We start from the raw sequence: 21029 nt of genomic DNA, 5'->3' as shown, positions 1-21029 counted from the left end.
AAGGAGAGCACGATGGACTTGAACGCTGAAGTGGACCACCTGGTCAAGGCCTCCCAGGCTTGGATACCGATGATCATGGAGTACGGCAGTCGTGTACTGCTGGCAATCGTTACCCTGGCCATCGGTTGGTGGCTGATCAACAAGGTTACGCAGAAACTCGGGGCGCTTTTGGCTTTGCGCAACGCCGACCTCGCCTTGCAAGGGTTCATCGGTACCCTGGCAAACATCATCCTCAAGATATTGCTGATCGTCAGCGTCGCGTCGATGATTGGCGTGGAAACCACGTCGTTCGTCGCGGCCATCGGTGCGGCAGGCCTGGCGATTGGCCTGGCCTTGCAGGGCAGCCTGGCGAACTTCGCCGGCGGCGTGCTGATTTTGCTGTTCCGTCCGTTCCGCATTGGCGATTGGATCGAAGCCCAAGGCGTGGCCGGCACGGTCGACAGTATCCAGATCTTCCACACGGTGCTGCGTACCGGTGACAACAAGACAGTTATCGTGCCGAACGGCAACCTGTCGAACGGCATCATCACCAACACCAATCGCCAGCCCACCCGCAAAGTCGTGTTCGACGTGGGCGTGGATTACCAGGCCGACCTGCAAAAGGCTCGGGAAGTATTGCTGGAGTTGGCCAAGGACGAGCGCGTATTGGCTGATCCTGCGCCAGAAGCGGTGATTTCGACCTTGGGCGATAGCTCGATCACGGTTTCCCTGCGTATCTGGGTCAAGACCGCGGATTACTGGAACGTGATGTTCATGCTTAACGAACAGGCGCGGGACCGCTTGAAGGAGGCGGGCATTGATATTCCGTTTCCGCAGCGGGTGATTCGGATGGTTCATGAATCCACGTCGGCGTAACCGCTTCGCTTGTCGGAACCGATCAGGCATCCAAAAGTAGCGAGCATAAAAAAGGCCCATCCGAAGATGGGCCTTTTTTTGATTACCGCAAACTGACTTTCGGCAATTACAGAACCGAAATCGGGTAGTCGACGATCAGGCGGAACTCTTTCACGTCGCCTTCGCCTTCGTCTTCGTTAGCGTAGTGCCAAGCTTGACGAATGCGGAAGGAGAGGTCTTTCGCTGGGCCAGACTGGACAACGTACTTGGCTTCGAAGTTGGTTTCGTTGTGCTTGCCGTTGTCGCCGTAGATGCCGGCGTAAGCGCTGCCTGTTGGGGTGTTGGTGCCGTCGATGTCCCAACCTTTGACGTAGCGAGTCATGAAGCTCAGACCTGGAACGCCGTACTCAGCCATCTTCAGGTCATAACGGACCTGGGCAGACTTCTCGTTAGGTGCGTTGAAGTCGGAGTACTGGATGGAGTTGGCGAGGAAGATCGAGTCGCCGCCGCGGTTGTTCTTGCCCACGCCGATGTAGTCGAACGGCGTGTCGCCGTTGACCTTCTGGAAGGCCACGGTGACGGTGTGTGCTTTCAGGAACGAGAAAGCAGCTGCCAGGGAGAACGTCGTGTTGCTGATGTCACCGGCTTCGGCGCTGCCGGCATCGGTGGTGCGGTAGATGTTACCGTCCAGGTTCAACGACTGATCGCCACCCATTGGGATGGTGTAGTTCAGGTTGGCGTAGTACTGGTTCCAGATGTCTTCCAGCTTGGCGCCGTACAGCGATGCGCTCAGGTTGTCGCTGATCGCGTATTTGCCGCCCAGGTAGTCGATGGTGTTGGCTTCGACGCCAGCGTAGGTTGCGTACAGGCCGCCATTGCGGGAGTTACGATCCTGGCTGGTACCCGAGTAGAAGTGACCGGCTTCGAGGTCAAGGTCTTTGACTTCGCTGCTCTGCAGTTGGAAACCGCTGGCAGTTTGAGGAAGGATACGGGAACCGCCAACGGCAAACACTGGAGCAGTGCTTGGCTGCATGTCACCGACTTTCAGCTCGGTCTTGGAGACGCGGAATTTGATCGCTGCGCCGGCCTTGCCCTGGCTGTCGTTTACATCGCCATCGGCGTCGCGGCTCATGTTGCCGGTGCCGCCGGTGCCGTCGCCACCGTCCAGTTTCAATGCCAGGTAACCGAATGCATCGACGCCGACGCCAACAGTACCTTGGGTGTAGCCGGAGCTGAAGTTGCCCCAGATACCCTGGGTCCAGTCTTTCTGGTCGTCGCCACCGTTCTTGTTATCACGGTTGAAGTAATAGTTGCGCAGCAGCAAGTCGAACTTTGCGTCTTCGACAAAGCCTTTGGCTTCAGACTGGTCACTTACGAAAGGTGCGGCCGTAGCCATTTGAGTACTGGCTGCTGCAGCAACGGCCAGTGCGATCATGCTCCACTTCATCACGCGCATCGTGATTTGCTCCTTTGGTTTTAAGAGTACTGCCGTCCCACCTGTTTTATTATCTGGGCGGCTCTTTCTTTTTGTGTCGGCGCAAACTTATATCACGCCGACATTCTTTGGCGATACTTGCCCATTCAACCTTTCAGCTTCTTTACGACCATGTCGCCAATGGCTCGATCCATGTCGTAATTCAGCTGCTCCGAGGTAGGTGGAAGACAACTTCAAGTTGCTCTTTTTTCCACCATCGGCGTAAAGAGTCCATAAGTACAACGCTTGAAGCTCCTGAGGGCAGCCTTGCCACTTTAATTCTCATGCCTGCAGGTTTCGCGTCCGGCGATGCCCTGTAGGCGATATGGGCATGAATGCAACAAGCATGCACAAACCCGGTTTTCGTTCACATTTTTTCACATTTTAGCTGCGGTTGCGGCGAAACCTCATGAAACCGGGCTCCAAAGGCCTTGTTTTAAATGGGGTTGACTGCTGGGCAGCTGACATGTTTGAAGCCGATAAACCTCGCGGGACAACCAAAAACGTTACCGGTTCACCCCGTCAGTGGGTAAAACACGGATGCCACGAACACAAAGCGTAGACGCATTGTGCCGTTTTGGTGCAAAAATTCTCAACGCTGGACGAAAAGAGAACAGCGCTTGTGCCAGCTACCTGCAAAATGCGCTTTTACGATTCCGGGCGCCCGGTATTGGTGCGCAGTGAACGTTGCGCCGTTCACAGGTATGCTGGCGGCCTGCGTCCGGTGGCAGCCCGAAGGGCGTCGCATCGGGCCATCGATCAACGAGCGAGGAGTACGCCGGTGTTTGCCTTAGATCCACGATTGCAACAAGACACATTGCCCATCGGCGATTTCCCGCTGTGCCGCTTGCTCTTGTCCAATGACTCGAACTACCCGTGGTTCATCCTCGTGCCGCGACGGGAAAATATCAGTGAATTGTTTCAATTGGATGACGCTGATCAATCGCAGTTGTGGAAAGAAACCACGGCACTGGCTGAAACGCTCAAGGACTCGTTCGATGCCGACAAGCTGAATGTTGCAACCTTGGGTAACGTCGTCAGTCAATTGCACATGCATGTGATCGTACGCAAGCGAGAGGATGCCGCCTGGCCGGCGCCGGTCTGGGGCAAGCACCCGGCCCAGCCTTATGATGCCGGGCAGGTAGCGGCCATCCGCGAACGGTTGCGAGCGGTGTTGACCGATGATTTCAAGTTTCTGGAGGGCTGAGACCATGAATCTTGAAGAGCGCGTAACAGACCTGGAAAGCCGCCTGGCGTTTCAGGATGACACTATCCAGGCATTGAATGACGTGCTGGTGGAGCAGCAACGAGTCGTTGAGCGTTTGCAGCTGCAGATGGCGGCGCTACTCAAGCGCCAGGAGGAAATGGCCGGGCAGTTCGAATCCTTCGAGGAAGACGCGCCACCGCCGCATTACTGACCGGTCCGAACGGCAGTCGATAAAAAACCGCGAGCAGCCAGGCTGCGTCGCGGTTTTTTTTTCGCCCGGATCAGCGGCGCGGTAGCGCGGCGATCACGTCTTCGGCCTGTAGGCCCTTGTCGCGATGCATCACCGAGAACTCCACGCGCTGGCCTTCGACCAGAACGCGGTGGCCTTCGCCACGAATGGCCCGGAAATGCACAAAAATGTCATCGCCGGAGTCGCGGGAAATGAAGCCGAACCCCTTGGAAGTGTTGAACCACTTCACGGTGCCGGTATCGCGGTTGGACATGTCGTAGTTCTGGGAGGCGGCCGCTGGCGACGACTTCTTGTAGAAGCTGACGGCCAGGTGCAGCAAGACAGCGAGCAATGCCGCGGCCAGGCTGGACAGGATGGCGGGTTGGCCGCCGATTTCCGGCATGGGCGCCAGCAGGGACAGGGTTTGCAAGGCAACAGCCAGTACCAGCAAGCCGCTGACAAGGTTTTGCAGTTGATGACGTGGACCTTTGTTCCAGTAAGGGATGACGGGTGCCAGGGTCAGGTTGAGCAGGCCGAAAAAGGCCAGGTACAGCGCGTCGGGATGTTGCAGGTAAGGTGTGGCTTCGGAACCCAGGCTAGGGATGAAGGACAGCAGCAGGGCAGCTGCGCCCATTAGCAAGTGGACGATTTTCAACATTTTGATTGGCTCACGGTTAAGACAGATCACAAGGAAGAGCTGGTCGGGGGCGGTTCGCTCCAGAAATGAGAGGCGTAGGAACACGCACCCGGATCAGCCTATGCGCGACGCCCGGAAAAATAGGCGTAGCGACACACTGCCTATTTAACAGCAAAGCCGGGGCCTTCTCAAACGTGTTACAGAGGCGCGGCACGCTGTTCGTCGGCCAGGGGCATGGGAGGGACGCTTGCCGGCGACGGGCAATGGATGTTGAATTTTCACCGTCTTGCCGGAACCGTCCGACGTCCCAGCTTGTCGGTTCAGGATGGCTGGCGATTTGTCGCAGGCTATCGACGGCGACACCCGCTAGAGTGAATTCACCATCGTCAGGAGATCAACCATGGCAATTGATATCGGTATCAGCGAAGAAGATCGCAAGTCCATCGTCGACGGACTTTCGCGGCTGCTGTCGGACACCTATGTGCTGTACCTCAAGACCCACAACTTCCACTGGAACGTTACCGGGCCGATGTTCCGCACCTTGCACCTGATGTTCGAAGAACAATACAACGAGCTGGCGCTGGCGGTGGATTCGATCGCCGAGCGAATCCGTGCGCTCGGCTTCCCGGCGCCTGGCGCTTATTCGGTGTATGCGCGTTTGTCTTCCATCAAGGAGGAAGAGGGCGTACCGGCGGCAGAGGATATGATCCGGCAATTGGTCGAGGGGCAGGAAGCGGTGACGCGCACCGCTCGCGGTATCTTTCCTTTATTGGACAAGGTCAGCGACGAGCCCACCGCCGACCTGTTGACGCAGCGTATGCAGGTTCACGAAAAAACCGCGTGGATGTTGCGTTCGTTGCTGGAAGATCGCTAGCCCCGGGCCGGCGATGGTGCTGCCGTTGGCGTCATCGCCCGCCACTGCGTGTAGGAACGCATGATTCATCGCCAGCGCCCTGTTGGCTTGTCCTACGTTGATGGTCAAAAAGTCATCTGGAACTGGCGATCCAGTTGAGCTTCCATAGCACCACAGATCGGTTGTTCCGACTGAGGTTCGTATGGCAAAGGAGTGTCAACGGTATGATCCAAGGAAAAGACCCCAGGGAAAGTGTGCGCGGACGACCGCAGTCCGTGAAGATCGACCCGTTCGTCAGTGGTTTTGACATGCAACTGGCGCGGCCGCTGGCCCGCTCCATCCGACTCAACGGATTCGCCACCTGCCTGCGGCTGGAGCAGGTCTATTGGGATATTCTCGGTGACCTGGCGCAGCTCAACAGCTGCTCCGTCAGCACCTTGCTGTCCCATGTGGACAGGGAGGTCCACCTGCGTCATGGCGGCGTGCGTAATTTCAGCGGGCTGGTGCGCGTTGTCTGCGTGGTTCACAGCCTGAAGGAAATGCACGGGAGTGATCCAGGTCTTGGCTGAACGATATTATCGGCAATGACTGTGCGGTCTTACGGCTGCACAGGCCGCATTTAATGGATATAATCCCGCTCTTTGCCGCAAAGCCGGGCTTTGCGTGAATAACCTGATCGCCGAGACAACCCCCATGCCGATGTACGACTATCAATGTGCTTCCTGTGGTCATCAGATGGAAGCCATTCAAAAAATCAGCGCGGCACCGCTGGTCGATTGCCCCGCCTGCCAGGCGCCGGAGCTGAAAAAGATGCTGTCCATGCCTGGTTTCCGCCTCGGCGGCACGGGCTGGTATGAAACCGACTTCAAGACCGGCGCCAAGAAGAACCTGGCCGGTGGCGACAAGGCTGACTGAGTTGAACACGCGCGGGTTCTTGCACGGGCAGGGCCTCCAACCGAATTTCGAATTACGAGAAGTGAAACCACTACCATGATGCGCAGCCATTATTGCGGCCAACTGAACGAAAGCCTGGAAGGTCAGGAAGTTACTCTTTGCGGATGGGTCCATCGTCGCCGTGACCATGGCGGGGTGATTTTCCTCGATATCCGTGATCGTGAAGGCCTGGCCCAGGTAGTGTTCGATCCTGACCGCGCCGAAACCTTCGCCACCGCCGACCGCGTGCGCAGCGAATACGTCGTCAAGATCACCGGCAAGGTGCGCCTGCGCCCGGCTGGCGCTGGCAACGCCAACATGGCGTCCGGCATGATCGAAGTGCTGGGCTACGAGCTGGAAGTGCTCAACGAGGCGGAAACCCCGCCGTTCCCGCTCAACGAATATTCCGACGTAGGCGAGGAAACCCGCCTGCGCTATCGTTTCATCGACCTGCGTCGTCCGGAAATGGCCGAGAAGCTGCGCCTGCGTTCGCGCATGACCACCAGCATCCGTCGTTACCTGGACGAGAACGGCTTCCTCGACGTCGAGACGCCGATCCTGACCCGCGCCACGCCGGAAGGCGCCCGCGATTACCTGGTGCCGAGCCGTACCCACCCCGGCAGCTTCTTCGCCTTGCCGCAATCGCCACAGCTGTTCAAGCAACTGCTGATGGTGGCCGGGTTCGATCGCTACTACCAGATCGCCAAGTGCTTCCGCGACGAAGACCTGCGTGCCGACCGTCAGCCTGAGTTCACCCAGATCGACATCGAGACCAGCTTTCTCGATGAAAAAGACATCATGGGCCTGACCGAAGGCATGATCCGCAACCTGTTCAAGGAAGTGCTGGACCTGGAATTCGGCGATTTCCCGCACATGACCTTCGAAGAAGCCATGCGCCGCTACGGTTCCGACAAGCCAGACCTGCGTATTCCGCTGGAGCTGGTGGACGTGGCCGATCAGCTCAAGGAAGTGGAGTTCAAGGTATTCAGCGGCCCGGCCAACGATCCGAAATGCCGTATCGCTGCCCTGCGCGTTCCCGGTGGCGCGAGCATGCCGCGCAAGCAGATCGACGACTACACCAAGTTCGTCGGCATCTACGGTGCCAAGGGCCTGGCCTACATCAAGGTCAACGAGCGCGCGGCGGGTGTCGATGGCCTGCAATCGCCGATCGTGAAAAACATCCCGCAGGACAACCTCAACGTGATCCTCGATCGCGTGGGCGCGGTCGATGGCGACATCGTGTTCTTCGGCGCCGACAAGGCCAAGATCGTCAGCGAAGCCTTGGGCGCATTGCGCATCAAGCTGGGTCACGACCTGAAGCTGCTGACCTGCGAGTGGGCTCCGCTGTGGGTCGTTGATTTCCCGATGTTCGAAGAAAACGACGACGGCAGCTTCTCCGCGCTGCACCACCCGTTCACCGCGCCGAAGTGCTCGCCACAAGAGCTGGAGGCCAACCCGGCCACCGCCCTGTCGCGTGCCTACGACATGGTCCTTAACGGCACCGAGCTGGGTGGCGGTTCGATCCGTATCCACCGCAAGGAAATGCAGCAGGCCGTGTTCCGCCTGTTGGGTATCGATGAAGCGGAACAGGAAGAGAAGTTCGGCTTCCTGCTGGACGCCTTGAAGTACGGCGCGCCGCCCCATGGTGGCCTGGCCTTCGGCCTGGATCGCCTGGTGATGCTGATGACCGGCGCCCAGTCGATCCGCGAAGTCATCGCGTTCCCGAAAACCCAGAGCGCGGCGGATGTCATGACCCAGGCGCCTGGCGTCGTGGATGCCAAGGCATTGCGCGAGTTGCACATTCGTCTGCGTGAACAGCCAAAGGCTGAGTAAGGCTGGCTCTTGAGAGGGCGCATCTTCGGATGCGCCTTTTCATTGGGGTCGATATTTTTGCTTGTCGGCTACCGCGCATGCGCGAAGGCGGGCAATGTTCCAGAGAAAAACCGGAGCGAGTTATGGCAGGTCATTCCAAGTGGGCGAACATCAAGCACCGCAAAGAACGTCAGGATGCCAAGAGAGGCAAGATCTTCACCAAGTGGATCCGTGAATTGACAGTCGCGGCCCGCCAGGGCGGCGGCGATCCGGGCTCCAACCCGCGCTTGCGCCTGGCATTGGATAAGGCCTTGGGCGCGAACATGAGTCGCGACATCATCGACCGAGCGATCGCCCGTGGCGCCGGTGCGACCGAGGCCGACAATGTCGAGGAGCTGACTTATGAAGGCTACGGCCCGGGCGGCGTGGCGGTGATGGTCGAATGCATGACCGACAACCGCAACCGCACCGCCGCGGCCGTGCGCCACGCATTCAGCAAATGCGGCGGCAACCTGGGCACTGACGGTTCGGTGGCTTATCTGTTCGAGCGCAAGGGGCAGATCAGCTTCGCGCCGGGTATTGATGAGGATGCCCTGACCGAAGCGGCCCTGGAGGCCGATGCCGATGATGTGGTCGGTCACGAGGACGGTTCGTTCGACGTGTTCACGTCGTTCGCCAGCTTCTATGCCGTGCGCAACGCCCTTGAGGCGGCCGGTTTCAAGCCTGCCGACGCGGAAATCGTGATGCAACCGACCACCAGCGCCGAACTCGACCTGGAAGGCGCCGAGAAAGTGCTCAAGCTGATCGACATGCTGGAAGACCTGGATGACGTGCAGAACGTTTATTCCAACGCTGATATTCCTGAGTCGGTGGCTGAACAACTCGGCTGATAGGTTCGTTGTAACTGCACGATCATCAATGTGGGAGCGAGCTTGCTCGCGATAGCGGTAGATCACCCAACGCTATGTTTGCTGACCCGACGCCATCGCGAGCAAGCTCGCTCCCACAGGCCCAGGTAACCCCCTTCAAACCGCAGGCGTTATGACTTTAATCCTTGGTATCGACCCTGGTTCGCGCATCACCGGCTATGGCGTGGTTCGCGACACCGGTCGCGGCTGCGTGTACGTCGCCTCTGGTTGCATCCGCACCGGCGCGGGCGAGCTGCACGAGCGCTTGCAGATTGTTTATCGCGGCGTGCGCGAAGTCATCCAGACCTACGGTCCGGTGACGATGGGCATCGAAAAGGTTTTCATGGCCCGCAATGCCGACTCCGCCCTGAAGTTGGGGCAGGCCCGGGGGGCGGCCATTGTGGCGGGCGCCGAGGAAAGCCTGGAGATTGCCGAATACACGGCGACCCAGGTCAAGCAGGCGGTCGTCGGCACTGGCGCGGCGAACAAGGAGCAGGTGCAGATGATGGTAATGCACTTGTTGAAACTGGTCAGCAAGCCGCAGATAGATGCCTCTGACGCCCTGGCCATCGCCATTTGCCATGCCCACACCCGTTCCAGCCTGTTGCCCCATGGCCTGGGAACCGCACGCAGTCGTGGCGGGCGCCTGCGTCTCTGATAGCATCAGCGCTTCATTCATGAGCCCGAGCGAATTGCGCCTGTGTCGTCGGCCTTCTGCTCGTGTTGTTATTCGCCAGCCAGTGGCTGGCCAACGCCCAAGGATCTGAAACGTGATTGGACGCTTGCGCGGCACCCTGGCTGAAAAACAGCCGCCGCACCTGATTCTGGATGTAAACGGCCTGGGCTATGAGCTCGAGGTGCCGATGACCACGCTGTATCGCTTGCCGTCGGTCGGTGAGCCGCTGACGCTGCACACTCATCTGGTCGTGCGCGAGGATGCGCAGTTACTCTATGGCTTCGTCGGCAAACGCGAGCGCGATTTCTTCCGCGAGTTGATCCGTCTCAACGGTGTTGGCCCGAAACTCGCCCTGGCCTTGATGTCGAGCCTGGAAGTCGACGAGCTGATTCGTTGCGTGCAGTCCCAGGACACCTCGGCCTTGACCAAGGTGCCGGGGGTCGGCAAGAAAACCGCCGAGCGTTTATTGGTGGAGCTCAAGGACCGCTTCAAGGCCTGGGAAGCCGTGCCGGCAATGTTCGCGCTCGTTCCGAACCAGCCGGATGCGCCCGCACCGGCAGCCAGTGCTGAAAACGATGCGGTCACCGCGCTGATATCCCTGGGCTACAAGCCTCAAGAAGCCAGCAAGGCGATTTCCGCGATCAAGGAAAAAGGCTTGAGTACCGAAGACATGATTCGCCGCGCCCTGAAGGGAATGATTTAAGTGATTGAAGCCGATCGTCTGATTGCCGCCACGGGCGCGCCCCGAGACCGCGAGGAAGTTCAGGACCGCGCGATTCGCCCCGTCAGCCTGGCCGACTATATCGGCCAACCGACCGTGCGCGAGCAGATGGAACTGTTCATCCAGGCAGCCCGTGGACGCAGCGAATCGCTGGACCACACCCTGATCTTCGGCCCGCCGGGCCTGGGCAAGACCACCCTGGCCAATATCATTGCCCAGGAGATGGGCGTGTCGATCAAGAGCACGTCCGGGCCGGTGCTCGAGCGCCCAGGCGACCTTGCGGCGCTGCTGACCAATCTGGAACCCCATGACGTGCTGTTCATCGACGAAATCCACCGGCTGTCGCCGATCGTCGAGGAAGTGCTGTACCCGGCCATGGAAGATTTTCAGCTCGACATCATGATCGGCGAGGGGCCTGCGGCGCGCTCCATCAAGCTCGACTTGCCACCTTTTACCCTGGTGGGCGCCACCACCCGCGCCGGCATGCTGACCAATCCGTTGCGGGACCGTTTCGGCATCGTCCAGCGCCTGGAGTTCTACAGCAACGCCGACCTGGCAACGATTGTCAGCCGCTCGGCCGGCATCCTCGGGTTACCGCTGGACCCGGACGGTGCGTACGAAGTCGCCCGGCGCGCCCGGGGTACACCGCGTATCGCCAACCGCCTGCTGCGTCGGGTCCGGGACTTTGCCGAAGTCCGGGCCAAGGGCCACATCACCAAGCCGATCGCGGACCTGGCCTTGAACCTGCTGGACATCGACGAGCGCGGTTTCGATCATCAGGACCGGCGCCTGCTGTTGACCATGATCGAGAAATTCGACGGTGGCCCAGTGGGCGTGGACAGCCTGGCGGCCGCCATCAGCGAAGAGCGTCACACCATTGAAGACGTGCTGGAACCCTACCTGATCCAACAAGGCTATATCATGCGCACCCCACGCGGGCGCGTGGTGACGCGTCATGCTTATCTGCACTTCGGCTTAAACATCCCGACACGAATGGGGGAGATGCCGGTGGTAGACGAGTTCCTCGATGCGGTAGACGATTGAGCGCGCGCTGTACGACGACTTTTTTTCAGTTCGTGCTGTCCCAGACCACGCCTGGAGCGTCAATGCGTTCGAGAATGAAAAAACAGTTGCCTGGCCGGATTGGCAACCTGAGGAGTAAGCACTAGAGTATGCGCGCGCAAAACGGGCTGGAGTCGTTCGCACATCGCTGTCGCGTTTATTACGAGGACACCGATGCCGGCGGCATCGTTTACTACGTCAATTACCTCAAGTTTATGGAACGGGCTCGAACCGAACGGCTGCGGGAACTGGGTTTCGCCCAATCCGCGCTGGCAGGGGAGGACCTGTTATTCGTCGTGCATTCCAGCGAAGCGCGCTACCACGCGCCGGCGCGACTGGACGACGAGCTTGTGGTGACTGCCGATGTCATCGAATTGAACCGCGTCAGCCTGCGCTTCAAGCAGCAGGTCAGGCGCGCTGCGGATAATGTGCTGCTCTGCGAAGGGCAGTTTTTGGTCGCCTGTGTGCGCACCCATAGTTTGAAACCCCGGGCCATTCCCGAAGCTCTACGCGCGGCCTTTGCCGGCGTGAGCGGCGCGGGTACACACTCAGAGCAGGAGATAAAGCGTGGAAGCTAACGTCGTCGACCATTCCTCCATGTGGAGCCTGGTCAGCAATGCCAGCGTCGTGGTGCAACTGGTAATGCTGACCCTGGTAGCCGCATCGGTGACCTCATGGATCATGATTTTTCAGCGCAGCAACATGCTGCGCGCCGGTCGTCGTGCCTTGGAGAGCTTCGAAGAGCGCTTCTGGTCCGGTATCGACCTGTCCAAGCTGTACCGCCAGGCCGGCAGCAACCCTGACCCGGATTCGGGCGTCGAGCAGATCTTCCGCGCCGGCTTCAAGGAGTTCTCCCGTCTGCGCCAGCAACCGGGCGTCGACCCTGAAGCGGTGATGGAAGGCGTGGCCCGTGCGATGCGCGTGGCCATCTCCCGCGAAGAAGAAAAGCTCGAACAAGGTTTGCCGTTCCTGGCGACCGTCGGTTCGGTCAGCCCGTACATCGGCCTGTTCGGTACCGTCTGGGGGATCATGAACTCCTTCCGTGGCCTGGCATCCGCCCAGCAAGCGACCCTGGCCACCGTGGCCCCGGGCATCGCCGAGGCACTGATCGCCACCGCCATCGGCCTGTTCGCGGCGATCCCGGCCGTTATCGCCTACAACCGTTTCGCTGCCCGCAGCGAAACGCTGACCAGCCGCTACTACACCTTCGCCGATGAATTCCAGGCGATCCTGCACCGCAAAGTGCACACCAGCGAAGAATAAGCAGGTATTTCCCGATGGCTTTAATCGCTCGAGCCCGAAACAAGCGCAAGCCGGTTGCCGAGATGAACGTGGTGCCCTACATCGACGTGATGCTGGTGCTGCTGGTCATCTTCATGGTGACCGCGCCCATGCTCAATCAGGGCGTGAAGGTCGATCTGCCCAAGGTTTCCAGCGAAGCCTTGCCGCAGGACAACAACACCCAGGTACTGACCATTTCGATCAAGGCTGACAAGACCTACTACTGGAATCTTGGCAGTGAAGTGGACACCGAGAAGCAGCAGGACCGGGCCATGACCTTGCCGCAGATGACCGACGCGGTGACCAAGATCATCAATGCCGGCAACAGCAATGGCAAGCGTACGCAGGTGTTCATTCGTGGCGACAAGACCGTCGACTACGGCGCCGTGATGGGCGCCATGGGCGGCCTGCAGAAAGCCGGGGTCGGTAATGTTGGCTTGATCACCGAGGCCCCCTGATGCAGCAACAGCGAGAGCCGTCCGCCTCGGAAAGCTACTTCTGGCCCAGTGTTCTGGCAATCGGCCTGCATGTGCTGGTGTTCGGCATGCTGTTTGTCAGCTTTGCCATGACCCCGGAGCTGCCGCCGGCCAAGCCGATCGTGCAGGCGACCCTGTACCAGCTCAAGTCAAAAAGCCAGGCCACCACGCAGACCAACCAGAAGCTTGCCGGCGAGGCGAAGAAATCCGCTGCGCGCCAGACCGAAGTCGAGCAGATGGAGCAGAAAAAGGTCGAGCAGGAAGCCGTAAGGGCAGCGGAACAAAAGAAAGAGGAAGCTGCTCAAAAGGCCGAAGAAGCGAAAAAGGCCGATGAGGCAAAAAAAGCGGACGAGGCTAAAAAGGCAGACGAAGCCAAGAAAGCCGATGACGCGAAGAAAGCCGCCGAGGCCAAGAAGGCAGAAGAGAAACAATTGGCTGATATAGCCAAGAAGAAAGCCGAAGAAGAAGCCAAGAAAGCCGCTGAAGAAGAGGCCAAGAAAGCGGCCGCTGAAGAAGCGAAGAAAAAGATTGTCGAGGACGCGAAGAAAAAAGCGGCCGAGGACGCCAAGAAGAAAGCTGAAGCTGAAGAGGCGAAGAAGAAAGTCGCCGAAGACGCGAAGAAGAAAGCCGCCGCCGACGCCGCCAAGAAAAAGGCCCAGGACGCAGCGCGTAAATCCGCCGAAGAGAAAAAGGCCCAGGCCCTGGCAGATTTGCTTTCCGACACGCCGGAACGCGAGCAGGCATTGGCCGACGAGCAGGGCGATGAAGTCGCCGGTAGCTTCGACGATCTGATTCGCGCCCGGGCGGCGGAAGGCTGGGCTCGTCCACCTTCGGCGCGCAAAGGCATGACAGTTGTATTGCAAATTGGCATGTTGCCCGACGGTACGGTTACCTCGGTCAGCGTAGCCAAGTCCAGTGGCGATGGTCCGTTCGACGCTTCGGCGGTCGCGGCGGTCAAGAACATTGGGCGATTGACGGAAATGCAAGGGATGAAGCCGAGCGATTTTGCTCCGTATCGTTCGTTCAAGATGACATTCACACCTGAGGATCTAGCCTTGTGAGAAACCTTCTTCGATCAATGCTCGTCGTTATCTGCTGCTTGGCAGGGATAGCGGTAGCAGAGGAAAAGAACATCCTGGTCACCAGCGGCAGCGACCGGGCGACGCCGATCGCCGTCGTTCCGTTCGGTTGGCAGGGCGGCAGTGTCTTGCCGGATGACATGGCTGAGATCATCGGCAACGACCTGCGTAACTCCGGTTACTACGCGCCGATTCCGAAGCAGAACATGATCAGCCTGCCGACCCAGGCCAGCGAAGTCATCTACCGTGACTGGAAGGCGCTGGGCGCCCAGTACATCATGGTCGGCAGCATCGTTCCGGCGGGCGGTCGCCTGCAGGTGCAGTACGCCTTGTTCAACGTCGCCACCGAGCAGCAAGTGCTGACCGGCAGCGTATCGGGCAGTGTCGACCAACTGCGCGACATGGCCCACTACATCTCCGACCAGTCGTTCGAAAAACTCACCGGCATCAAGGGCGCGTTCTCTACCCGCATGCTTTACGTGACGGCCGAGCGCTTCTCCGAGAACAACACCCGCTACACCCTGCAACGCTCCGACTATGACGGCGCGCGCGCGGTGACCTTGCTGCAATCGCGCGAGCCGATCCTGTCGCCGCGTTTTGCCCCCGATGGCAAGCGCATCGCCTACGTATCGTTCGAGCAGAAGCGTCCGCGTATCTTCGTGCAACACATCGACACCGGTCGCCGTGAGCAGATCACCAACTTCGAAGGCCTGAACGGCGCGCCAGCCTGGTCGCCGGACGGTTCGCGCCTGGCGTTCGTACTGTCCAAGGACGGCAACCCGGACGTCTACGTGATGAACCTGGCTTCGCGCTCGATCTCGCGCGTGACCAATGGCCCTGGCATCAACACCGAACCGTTCTGGGGCAAGGATGGTTCGACCATCTACTTCACCTCCGACCGCGGTGGCAAGCCACAGATCTACAAGACCAGCGCCGGTGGCGGTGGTGCCGAGCGAGTGACTTTCGTAGGCAACTACAACGCCAACCCTAAATTGTCGGCGGACGAAAAGACTCTGGTGATGATCCATCGCCAGGACGGTTTCACCAATTTCAAGGTGGCGGCCCAGGATTTGCAGCGCGGTAGCGTAAAAATCCTAACTGATAGCACTCTGGACGAGTCACCTACTGTTGCGCCCAACGGCACCATGGTAATCTACGCCACCCGCCAGCAGGGCCGGGGAGTCTTGATGCTCGTGTCCATTAATGGACGCGTGAGGCTCCCGCTTCCTACCGCTCAAGGCGAAGTCAGAGAACCGTCCTGGTCCCCTTACCTGAACTGACGCGGCGCAATACGTTTTACTTAACACACTGGGGTTCATTAGGAGTTTCACGATGGAAATGCTGAAGTTTGGTAAATTTGCTGCGCTGGCTCTGGCCATGGCTGTAGCTGTAGGTTGCTCGTCCAAAGGCGGCGACAACGCCGGTGAAGGCGCTGTTGATCCAAACGCTGGTTACGGCGCTAACACTGGTGCAGTTGACGGCTCCCTGAGCGAAGAAGCTGCTCTGCGCGCAATCACCACCTTCTACTTCGAATACGACAGCTCGGACCTGAAGCCAGAAGCCATGCGCGCTCTGGACGTTCACGCCAAAGACCTGAAAGGTAACGGCGCTCGCGTTGTTCTGGAAGGCAACACCGACGAACGTGGTACTCGTGAGTACAACATGGCACTGGGCGAGCGTCGTGCGAAAGCCGTTCAACGCTACCTGGTTCTGCAAGGTGTTTCCCCAGCTCAGCTGGAACTGGTTTCCTACGGCGAAGAGCGTCCAGTTGCTACCGGCAACGACGAGCAGTCCTGGGCTCAAAACCGTCGCGTCGAACTGCGTAAGTAATTCGTCATGCGAACGTGCCGTCGTGCTGTAACTGTCCTGGCTCTCAGCCTCGCGCCGCTTGCGGCGTGGGCTGCGGTTCCTGTGGTCGATAACGACTCCGGCTATAACAATAGCGGGAGCAGCTATCCGCCTGCGGGTTACGGTACGAACGGCGCCTATGCCGGGGGAGGGGTTTCGGCCCCTGTCTCGGCACAGGGCGAGCTGTTCAACCAACTGCAGCAAATGCAGGATCAACTGTCACGCCAACAAGGCGCGATTGAAGTTCTGCAAAATGAAGTGTCGCGCATGAAGCAGGAAAGCCTGGAGCGATACCAGGATCTTGATCGGCGCATAGGAACCGGCGTTGCACCTGCCGCGACTCCTGAGAATTCTCCAGCCGGTGGCGACTTGAACGCCCCCGGTGCAGCCGCAGGCGCTGGGGCTAGCGCTCCAGCAGCACCTGCAGCCGGTGGCGAACCGGCGGATCCGGCGAAGGAAAAGCTCTATTACGATGCTGCCTTCGACCTGATCAAGGCCAAGGATTTCGACAAGGCCAGCCAGGCCTTTACCGCTTTCTTGCGCAAATACCCCAACAGTCAATATTCGGGTAACGCCCAATACTGGCTGGGCGAAGTGAACCTGGCCAAGGGCGACCTGCAAGGCGCCGGCCAGGCGTTCGCCAAGGTTTCGCAGCTGTATCCCAAGCACGCCAAGGTGCCGGATTCGCTGTACAAGCTCGCTGACGTAGAACGCCGCCTCGGTCACACCGACAAGGTCAAGGGCATTCTGCAGCAGGTGGTGGCCCAGTATCCGGGGACTTCCGCCGCCCAGTTGGCCCAGCGTGATCTGCAACGCATGTAAGGCTGTTTGACCTACTTTGAAGAAACCCGCGCCTGTCGCGGGTTTTTTCGTTAGAATTCACGCCCTTTTTATGAAACACGCTTCCTGGGATCTACGCGTTGGCGGGGTTCCTCGAAGTGCCTGACGGAGGCGGACAGCCTGTTTAGCTGTTACGCCCGTGGCGACTATGCAAGACACATTGAGAATTACCGAAGTTTTTTACTCTTTGCAGGGTGAAACGCGAACGGCCGGGCTGCCCACTGTTTTTGTGCGCCTCACCGGCTGCCCGTTGCGTTGCCAGTACTGCGACAGCGCCTATGCCTTCAGCGGCGGCACAATGCGAACCCTCGACGATCTTCTCGAACAAGTGGCCGGCTTCCGTCCGCGCTATGTTTGCGTCACTGGGGGCGAGCCATTGGCGCAGCCCAATGCCATCCCTTTGCTCAAGCAGCTGTGCGACGCCGGCTATGAGGTCTCCCTGGAAACAAGCGGTGCGCTGGATATCTCGGCGGTCGATCCCCGCGTCAGTCGCGTCGTGGACCTCAAGACGCCTGGTTCCAAGGAAGCACATCGCAACCGCTACGAGAACATTGAACTGTTGACCCGCAACGACCAGGTCAAGTTTGTCATCTGCTCCCGGGAAGACTATGACTGGGCGGTGTCCAAGCTGATCCAGCATGGACTCGACCAGCGAGCCGGCGAGGTGCTGTTTTCGCCAAGTCATCACGACCTCAATGCGCGGGATCTGGCGGATTGGGTGGTGGCGGACAATTTGCCGGTGCGCCTGCAATTGCAGTTGCATAAATATCTTTGGAACGACGAGCCGGGGCGCTGACATGACTGAACATTCAACCACTGCTGAAAAACGCGCGGTCATCCTGCTGTCGGGCGGCCTGGACTCGGCAACCGTCGTGGCCATGGCTCGTGCCGAAGGTTATCGCTGCTACACCATGAGTTTCGATTACGGCCAGCGCCACCGTGCAGAATTGCAGGCCGCTGAACGGGTCGCCCGGGATCTGGGCGTGGTCGAGCACAAAGTCATCGGCCTGAACCTCAACGGCATTGGCGGTTCGGCCCTGACCGACAGCGCCATCGACGTTCCCGAAGCGCCGAGCGAAGGTATCCCGGTGACGTACGTGCCGGCGCGCAACACCGTGTTTCTGTCCCTCGCGCTGGGCTGGGCCGAGGTGCTGGAGGCGCGGGATATTTTCATCGGCGTCAATGCGGTGGACTATTCCGGTTATCCGGATTGTCGACCGGAGTTCGTCGAGGCGTTCGAGCGCATGGCCAACCTGGCGACGAAGGCCGGTGTAGAGGGGCAGGGTTTCCGCATCCTGGCGCCGCTGCAAAACCTCAGCAAGGCCGAAATCGTCAAGGCGGGCGTGAGCCTTGGCGTCGACTATGGGCTTACCGTTTCGTGCTATCAGGCCGACGATCAAGGGCGCGCTTGCGGCAAGTGCGACAGCTGCCGGCTGCGTGCCGAAGGCTTCGCTGCGGCGGGTGTGAGCGATCCAACACCTTATTTTTGATTTTTTTGAAATTAGGTGTTGAATAGTCCTTAAAAATCAGTATTATACGCGCCACCACACAGAGGGTCGTTAGCTCAGTTGGTAGAGCAGTTGGCTTTTAACCAATTGGTCGTAGGTTCGAATCCCACACGACCCACCATTTTCTGTAGTTTTAAAAGTCTGGAAGGCCCACGAAAGTGAGGATTTCCGGATTTTTTTTTGCCCGCGAAAAAGTCGGATCGATGCCGTGGTCAGCGCTGGCCGACCTCGGCGCAAACGTCCATGACCTGCTGGCGCAGCCAGGTGTTCCGGTTGTCCTGGCTCGCTTTTTCGCTCCACATCATCTCAAGCGTAAAGCCCGGCAGCCCCGGTGGCGGCTGGCGCTCGCCGAATCGTTGGTCGTCGCAAAGCAATGCCTGGATGCGTTTGGGCAGGGTCAGGATATAGTCGGTTCCGGTGACCAGGGCCAAGGCTGTCACGTAGCTGTTGGCGCGCGCGACGATCTGTCGCCTGGAGCCCTGGCGAGCGAGCCAGCCATCGATCATGTTGGTGTCGGATGTCCAAGGGGTCGGAAATACATGCTGCCCCGCGACAAATGCGTCGAGGCTGAACGCTTGCCCAGGGCCCGGGAAATGTTTATCCACCACGCACACCAGCTCATCCGTCAGCAGTACCCGTGATTGCAGACCCTTGGCATCGCCATGGAAATGCGGGCCGAAACCCACTGCAAGATCGAAGCGATCGTCCCTCAGCGCGTCGACCGGAATATCGCGCTGGAACTTCGTGGTGTTGATCACCACCGGAACACGGTTGCCGATGAAGCGCTTGACCAGCTTCGGAAGGATCAGGAGTTCGAAGTATTCAGGCGCGCAGAGATTGAATGTGATCTCTTCCTGATGTGGATCGAATGGCTGGATGCCGGAGTGGCATTGGTTGATCGTGTTGAGCACCCCCAGCACCTGGCCATACATGACGATGGCCTTCTGAGTGGGGCTCATGCCTGCGCGTGTCACGGTGAACAGTTCGTCTTCGAAGCTGGTGCGCAGTTTTTTCAGGCAGTAGCTGACGGTCGACTGGCTGACACACAGGGCTTCGGAAACCTGGGTGACGCTGCGCTGTTCGAACACGGCGACGAACACCATCAGGTCTTGCATATCCAGCTTTCGAAGCAGGTTACTAATGAGCATCAGCTAATCTCGGCGCCATCCTTGCGTAACATCCTGTTCCCACGAAGGTCTCCTTTATACAGGAGCCTTGGCCGTTTATCTTTCGGCAGGGTAGATGTTTTGCTACGACAGCGACGACTAGCCAATATGCCGCGCGTATTGCCTGGGGTTGAAGCGCAACACCATCAGGATCATCAGCCCCATCACCACCGCAAGCGACCACCACGCCCATTCGAAACTGCCCGATTGGTCACGGATCACTCCGGCAATCAATGGCGACAGGCCGGCGATCAGGTAACCGATGCCTTGCACGAATGCCGTCAACGCGCCGGCCCGGCGCGGGTCGTCCAGGTGGTCGAGGGAGACGATCAGGCTCATCGGGAACAGACCGCCGATACCGAGCCCCAGCAAGCATGGCCACAGCAGGCTGAAGCGATCCGGGCTGAGGATCAAGCCGCAGAAGCCAGCCATGATCAATGTCAGCAGTACCGTCAGTATCGGGCGTTTGTCTTGGCTGCGGTTGGCGATTGCCGGGGTGACCAGGCCGGACAACACTTCCATCGCTGTGAGGAAACCCAAGACCAGGCCGGCCTGCTGTTCGCTCCAGCCTTTTTCCAGGTAATACGGCGCCAGCCAGGCCAGTACGCACGTATAGGACGCGGTGCCCAGGCCGAAGAACAGGGCCAGCAGCCAAGCCCGGCGGTTGGCAAAGAACGAGCCCTGTTGTCGTCCCGGTGCTCTGGGTAATGGCATGACGACCGAGCGTTGAGCGTGCCAGCAGCCCAGCGCGACCAGCACCAGCAATGCCCAGATCGCCAGGCCGATGCGCCAGCTGCCCGTCTGCGCCAGGACGAACGGGGAAAATGACGCCGCGATGGCCGCGCCACCCATGATCGACGTGACGTACAGCCCCATGAACAACGAGACGTTATCGCCAAGCCGCGACTTGATCAGGGCTGGCAGCACCGCCTGGATCAGGGCGATGCCGATGCCGGCCAAAACGGCGCTGATGATCAGCGCTTCGGCGCTATCCAGGTACAGGCGCGAGACCGTGGCAAGGCCGATGACTACCAGCGACAGGACAATGGTGCGGTGTTCGCCAATGCGCAGGGCGACTCGCAGGCCCAGGAACATTGCCAAGCCCATGGCCATGACCGGCAACATCGTCAGCAACGATGCCATGCTGAACGTCAGGGGCACTTCGCCCCGAATGGCGGATAGCAAAGGCCCGACCGCCGCCATCGAAGGGCGCAGATTCAGCGCCACGCATACGATGCTGGTCATCAGCCAGAATACGCGGGTACTTGAGGCTTGAACGTTTTCCATGACAAGGCCTTGGCGGGGAAGAAAGCGCCATTTAGGCCCGGCCGCGTTGGGCTCGGCAAACTGAAAACTGGCTGGAGGAATTGAATAATCAAATACGTCACGCTCAGAACCACAGGCGCAGGCGCAAAGTCGTCTGCCGGGGCACAGGTCAGAATGATCTTTTGCAACGGCGGGATATTCTGTAGCCTTGCCGGCTTC

At 59.3% G+C, this 21029-nt stretch carries 24 protein-coding genes and 1 tRNA gene; 21 read left to right on the top strand and 4 right to left on the bottom strand.

The annotated features are described in order from the left end of the window. Positions 1 to 12 precede the first annotated feature (12 nt). Positions 13 to 855: a mechanosensitive ion channel family protein gene (locus J3P81_RS19255; RefSeq protein ID WP_420765263.1), complete on the top strand. Its 843-nt coding sequence runs from the start codon at positions 13 to 15 to the stop codon at positions 853 to 855. A gap of 106 nt (positions 856 to 961) precedes the next feature. Here J3P81_RS19255 and J3P81_RS19250 read toward each other — a convergent pair whose 3' ends face one another. Next, positions 962 to 2290, bottom strand: coding sequence for an OprD family porin (locus tag J3P81_RS19250; RefSeq protein WP_434560331.1), 1329 nt, complete (start codon positions 2288 to 2290; stop codon positions 962 to 964). A gap of 799 nt (positions 2291 to 3089) precedes the next feature. Between J3P81_RS19250 and J3P81_RS19245 the strand changes: the two genes are divergently transcribed. Together J3P81_RS19245 and J3P81_RS19240 are read left to right on the top strand one after the other, a co-directional pair. Next, a complete protein-coding gene (locus J3P81_RS19245; protein ID WP_420765261.1) occupies positions 3090 to 3515 on the top strand; it encodes an HIT family protein in 426 nt (141 codons plus the stop codon). A 4-nt stretch (positions 3516 to 3519) separates the two neighbouring features. Then, entirely contained in the window at positions 3520 to 3726 is a 207-nt protein-coding gene (locus tag J3P81_RS19240; RefSeq protein ID WP_420765260.1) for a SlyX family protein, read from the top strand. A 70-nt stretch (positions 3727 to 3796) separates the two neighbouring features. On the opposite strand, the gene J3P81_RS19235 is transcribed toward J3P81_RS19240, so the two are convergent. Beyond that, positions 3797 to 4402 (bottom strand): cold shock domain-containing protein membrane protein, encoded by a 606-nt coding sequence (locus J3P81_RS19235; protein WP_420765259.1) that lies wholly within the window; start codon positions 4400 to 4402, stop codon positions 3797 to 3799. Between the two features lie 379 nt (positions 4403 to 4781). Here J3P81_RS19235 and J3P81_RS19230 point away from each other — a divergent pair, with 379 nt between their 5' ends. The 18 genes from J3P81_RS19230 (at position 4782) to J3P81_RS19145 (ending at position 18499) form a co-directional block, all read left to right on the top strand. After that, positions 4782 to 5255, top strand: coding sequence for a Dps family protein (locus tag J3P81_RS19230; protein WP_039591690.1), 474 nt, complete (start codon positions 4782 to 4784; stop codon positions 5253 to 5255). Positions 5256 to 5458: 203 nt separating this feature from the next. Further along, positions 5459 to 5803 carry a ribbon-helix-helix domain-containing protein gene (locus J3P81_RS19225; RefSeq protein WP_434560329.1) on the top strand — a complete coding sequence of 115 codons (345 nt, stop codon included), beginning with the start codon at positions 5459 to 5461 and terminating at the stop codon, positions 5801 to 5803. Between the two features lie 124 nt (positions 5804 to 5927). Further along, complete coding sequence (locus J3P81_RS19220) at positions 5928 to 6149, top strand: FmdB family zinc ribbon protein (RefSeq protein WP_003178589.1); 222 nt, start codon at positions 5928 to 5930, stop codon at positions 6147 to 6149. A gap of 75 nt (positions 6150 to 6224) precedes the next feature. Then, entirely contained in the window at positions 6225 to 8000 is a 1776-nt protein-coding gene (gene aspS / locus J3P81_RS19215) for an aspartate--tRNA ligase (RefSeq protein ID WP_420765257.1), read from the top strand. Between the two features lie 122 nt (positions 8001 to 8122). Continuing rightward, on the top strand, positions 8123 to 8869 hold the full coding sequence (locus J3P81_RS19210; RefSeq protein ID WP_434560327.1) for a YebC/PmpR family DNA-binding transcriptional regulator: 747 nt from the start codon (positions 8123 to 8125) through the stop codon (positions 8867 to 8869). Between the two features lie 151 nt (positions 8870 to 9020). Further along, positions 9021 to 9545, top strand: a complete 525-nt coding sequence (gene ruvC / locus J3P81_RS19205; RefSeq protein WP_024776477.1) for a crossover junction endodeoxyribonuclease RuvC — start codon at positions 9021 to 9023, stop codon at positions 9543 to 9545. Positions 9546 to 9657: 112 nt separating this feature from the next. Beyond that, entirely contained in the window at positions 9658 to 10266 is a 609-nt protein-coding gene (gene ruvA / locus J3P81_RS19200; protein WP_039591695.1) for a Holliday junction branch migration protein RuvA, read from the top strand. Then, entirely contained in the window at positions 10267 to 11328 is a 1062-nt protein-coding gene (gene ruvB, locus J3P81_RS19195) for a Holliday junction branch migration DNA helicase RuvB (RefSeq protein ID WP_175363048.1), read from the top strand. 128 nt (positions 11329 to 11456) lie between these two features. Continuing rightward, complete coding sequence (ybgC, locus tag J3P81_RS19190) at positions 11457 to 11924, top strand: tol-pal system-associated acyl-CoA thioesterase (protein ID WP_030140799.1); 468 nt, start codon at positions 11457 to 11459, stop codon at positions 11922 to 11924. Continuing rightward, a complete protein-coding gene (gene tolQ, locus J3P81_RS19185; RefSeq protein ID WP_030140798.1) occupies positions 11914 to 12609 on the top strand; it encodes a protein TolQ in 696 nt (231 codons plus the stop codon). The genes ybgC and tolQ overlap by 11 nt, the downstream gene beginning before the upstream one ends. A gap of 23 nt (positions 12610 to 12632) precedes the next feature. Next, positions 12633 to 13085 (top strand): protein TolR, encoded by a 453-nt coding sequence (gene tolR / locus J3P81_RS19180; RefSeq protein ID WP_162254906.1) that lies wholly within the window; start codon positions 12633 to 12635, stop codon positions 13083 to 13085. After that, positions 13085 to 14164: a cell envelope integrity protein TolA gene (tolA, locus tag J3P81_RS19175; RefSeq protein WP_045156747.1), complete on the top strand. Its 1080-nt coding sequence runs from the start codon at positions 13085 to 13087 to the stop codon at positions 14162 to 14164. Before tolR ends, tolA begins: the two co-directional genes overlap by 1 nt. Next, positions 14161 to 15462: a Tol-Pal system beta propeller repeat protein TolB gene (tolB, locus tag J3P81_RS19170; RefSeq protein ID WP_039591701.1), complete on the top strand. Its 1302-nt coding sequence runs from the start codon at positions 14161 to 14163 to the stop codon at positions 15460 to 15462. Before tolA ends, tolB begins: the two co-directional genes overlap by 4 nt. A gap of 52 nt (positions 15463 to 15514) precedes the next feature. Next, positions 15515 to 16012: a peptidoglycan-associated lipoprotein Pal gene (gene pal, locus J3P81_RS19165; protein WP_042121796.1), complete on the top strand. Its 498-nt coding sequence runs from the start codon at positions 15515 to 15517 to the stop codon at positions 16010 to 16012. 6 nt (positions 16013 to 16018) lie between these two features. Continuing rightward, a complete protein-coding gene (gene ybgF / locus J3P81_RS19160; protein WP_420765254.1) occupies positions 16019 to 16852 on the top strand; it encodes a tol-pal system protein YbgF in 834 nt (277 codons plus the stop codon). A gap of 166 nt (positions 16853 to 17018) precedes the next feature. Then, positions 17019 to 17666 (top strand): 7-carboxy-7-deazaguanine synthase QueE, encoded by a 648-nt coding sequence (gene queE, locus J3P81_RS19155; RefSeq protein WP_420765253.1) that lies wholly within the window; start codon positions 17019 to 17021, stop codon positions 17664 to 17666. 1 nt (position 17667) lies between these two features. After that, positions 17668 to 18360, top strand: coding sequence for a 7-cyano-7-deazaguanine synthase QueC (gene queC, locus J3P81_RS19150; RefSeq protein WP_420765252.1), 693 nt, complete (start codon positions 17668 to 17670; stop codon positions 18358 to 18360). A gap of 63 nt (positions 18361 to 18423) precedes the next feature. Beyond that, a tRNA-Lys gene (locus tag J3P81_RS19145) sits at positions 18424 to 18499 on the top strand. A gap of 91 nt (positions 18500 to 18590) precedes the next feature. On the opposite strand, the gene J3P81_RS19140 is transcribed toward J3P81_RS19145, so the two are convergent. Both J3P81_RS19140 and J3P81_RS19135 read right to left on the bottom strand, forming a co-directional pair. After that, complete coding sequence (locus J3P81_RS19140; protein ID WP_434560325.1) at positions 18591 to 19526, bottom strand: LysR family transcriptional regulator; 936 nt, start codon at positions 19524 to 19526, stop codon at positions 18591 to 18593. Between the two features lie 117 nt (positions 19527 to 19643). Beyond that, a complete protein-coding gene (locus J3P81_RS19135; protein WP_434560323.1) occupies positions 19644 to 20831 on the bottom strand; it encodes a cyanate transporter in 1188 nt (395 codons plus the stop codon). Positions 20832 to 21029 lie beyond the last annotated feature (198 nt).

It is taken from the genome of Pseudomonas sp. R1-6 (assembly GCF_051132115.1).
GTDB lineage: Bacteria > Pseudomonadota > Gammaproteobacteria > Pseudomonadales > Pseudomonadaceae > Aquipseudomonas.
Note: the sequence above shows the minus strand (reverse complement) of the source record. Positions and strands in the feature narration are given on the sequence as shown.

Excerpts from the sequence above, each read along its gene's own strand:
- ruvC (WP_024776477.1), top strand. The coding sequence starts at position 9,021 with ATGACTTTAATCCTTGGTATCGACCCTGGTTCGCGCATCACCGGCTAT.
- ybgC (WP_030140799.1), top strand. The coding sequence starts at position 11,457 with ATGCGCGCGCAAAACGGGCTGGAGTCGTTCGCACATCGCTGTCGCGTT.
- aspS (WP_420765257.1), top strand. The coding sequence starts at position 6,225 with ATGATGCGCAGCCATTATTGCGGCCAACTGAACGAAAGCCTGGAAGGT.
- J3P81_RS19135 (WP_434560323.1), bottom strand. The coding sequence starts at position 20,831 with ATGGAAAACGTTCAAGCCTCAAGTACCCGCGTATTCTGGCTGATGACC.
- pal (WP_042121796.1), top strand. The coding sequence starts at position 15,515 with ATGGAAATGCTGAAGTTTGGTAAATTTGCTGCGCTGGCTCTGGCCATG.
- tolA (WP_045156747.1), top strand. The coding sequence starts at position 13,085 with ATGCAGCAACAGCGAGAGCCGTCCGCCTCGGAAAGCTACTTCTGGCCC.
- J3P81_RS19140 (WP_434560325.1), bottom strand. The coding sequence starts at position 19,526 with ATGCTCATTAGTAACCTGCTTCGAAAGCTGGATATGCAAGACCTGATG.
- J3P81_RS19225 (WP_434560329.1), top strand. The coding sequence starts at position 5,459 with ATGATCCAAGGAAAAGACCCCAGGGAAAGTGTGCGCGGACGACCGCAG.
- J3P81_RS19235 (WP_420765259.1), bottom strand. The coding sequence starts at position 4,402 with ATGTTGAAAATCGTCCACTTGCTAATGGGCGCAGCTGCCCTGCTGCTG.
- ybgF (WP_420765254.1), top strand. The coding sequence starts at position 16,019 with ATGCGAACGTGCCGTCGTGCTGTAACTGTCCTGGCTCTCAGCCTCGCG.
- queE (WP_420765253.1), top strand. The coding sequence starts at position 17,019 with ATGCAAGACACATTGAGAATTACCGAAGTTTTTTACTCTTTGCAGGGT.
- J3P81_RS19255 (WP_420765263.1), top strand. The coding sequence starts at position 13 with ATGGACTTGAACGCTGAAGTGGACCACCTGGTCAAGGCCTCCCAGGCT.
- J3P81_RS19210 (WP_434560327.1), top strand. The coding sequence starts at position 8,123 with ATGGCAGGTCATTCCAAGTGGGCGAACATCAAGCACCGCAAAGAACGT.
- J3P81_RS19240 (WP_420765260.1), top strand. The coding sequence starts at position 3,520 with ATGAATCTTGAAGAGCGCGTAACAGACCTGGAAAGCCGCCTGGCGTTT.
- queC (WP_420765252.1), top strand. The coding sequence starts at position 17,668 with ATGACTGAACATTCAACCACTGCTGAAAAACGCGCGGTCATCCTGCTG.
- J3P81_RS19220 (WP_003178589.1), top strand. The coding sequence starts at position 5,928 with ATGCCGATGTACGACTATCAATGTGCTTCCTGTGGTCATCAGATGGAA.
- J3P81_RS19230 (WP_039591690.1), top strand. The coding sequence starts at position 4,782 with ATGGCAATTGATATCGGTATCAGCGAAGAAGATCGCAAGTCCATCGTC.
- J3P81_RS19250 (WP_434560331.1), bottom strand. The coding sequence starts at position 2,290 with ATGCGCGTGATGAAGTGGAGCATGATCGCACTGGCCGTTGCTGCAGCA.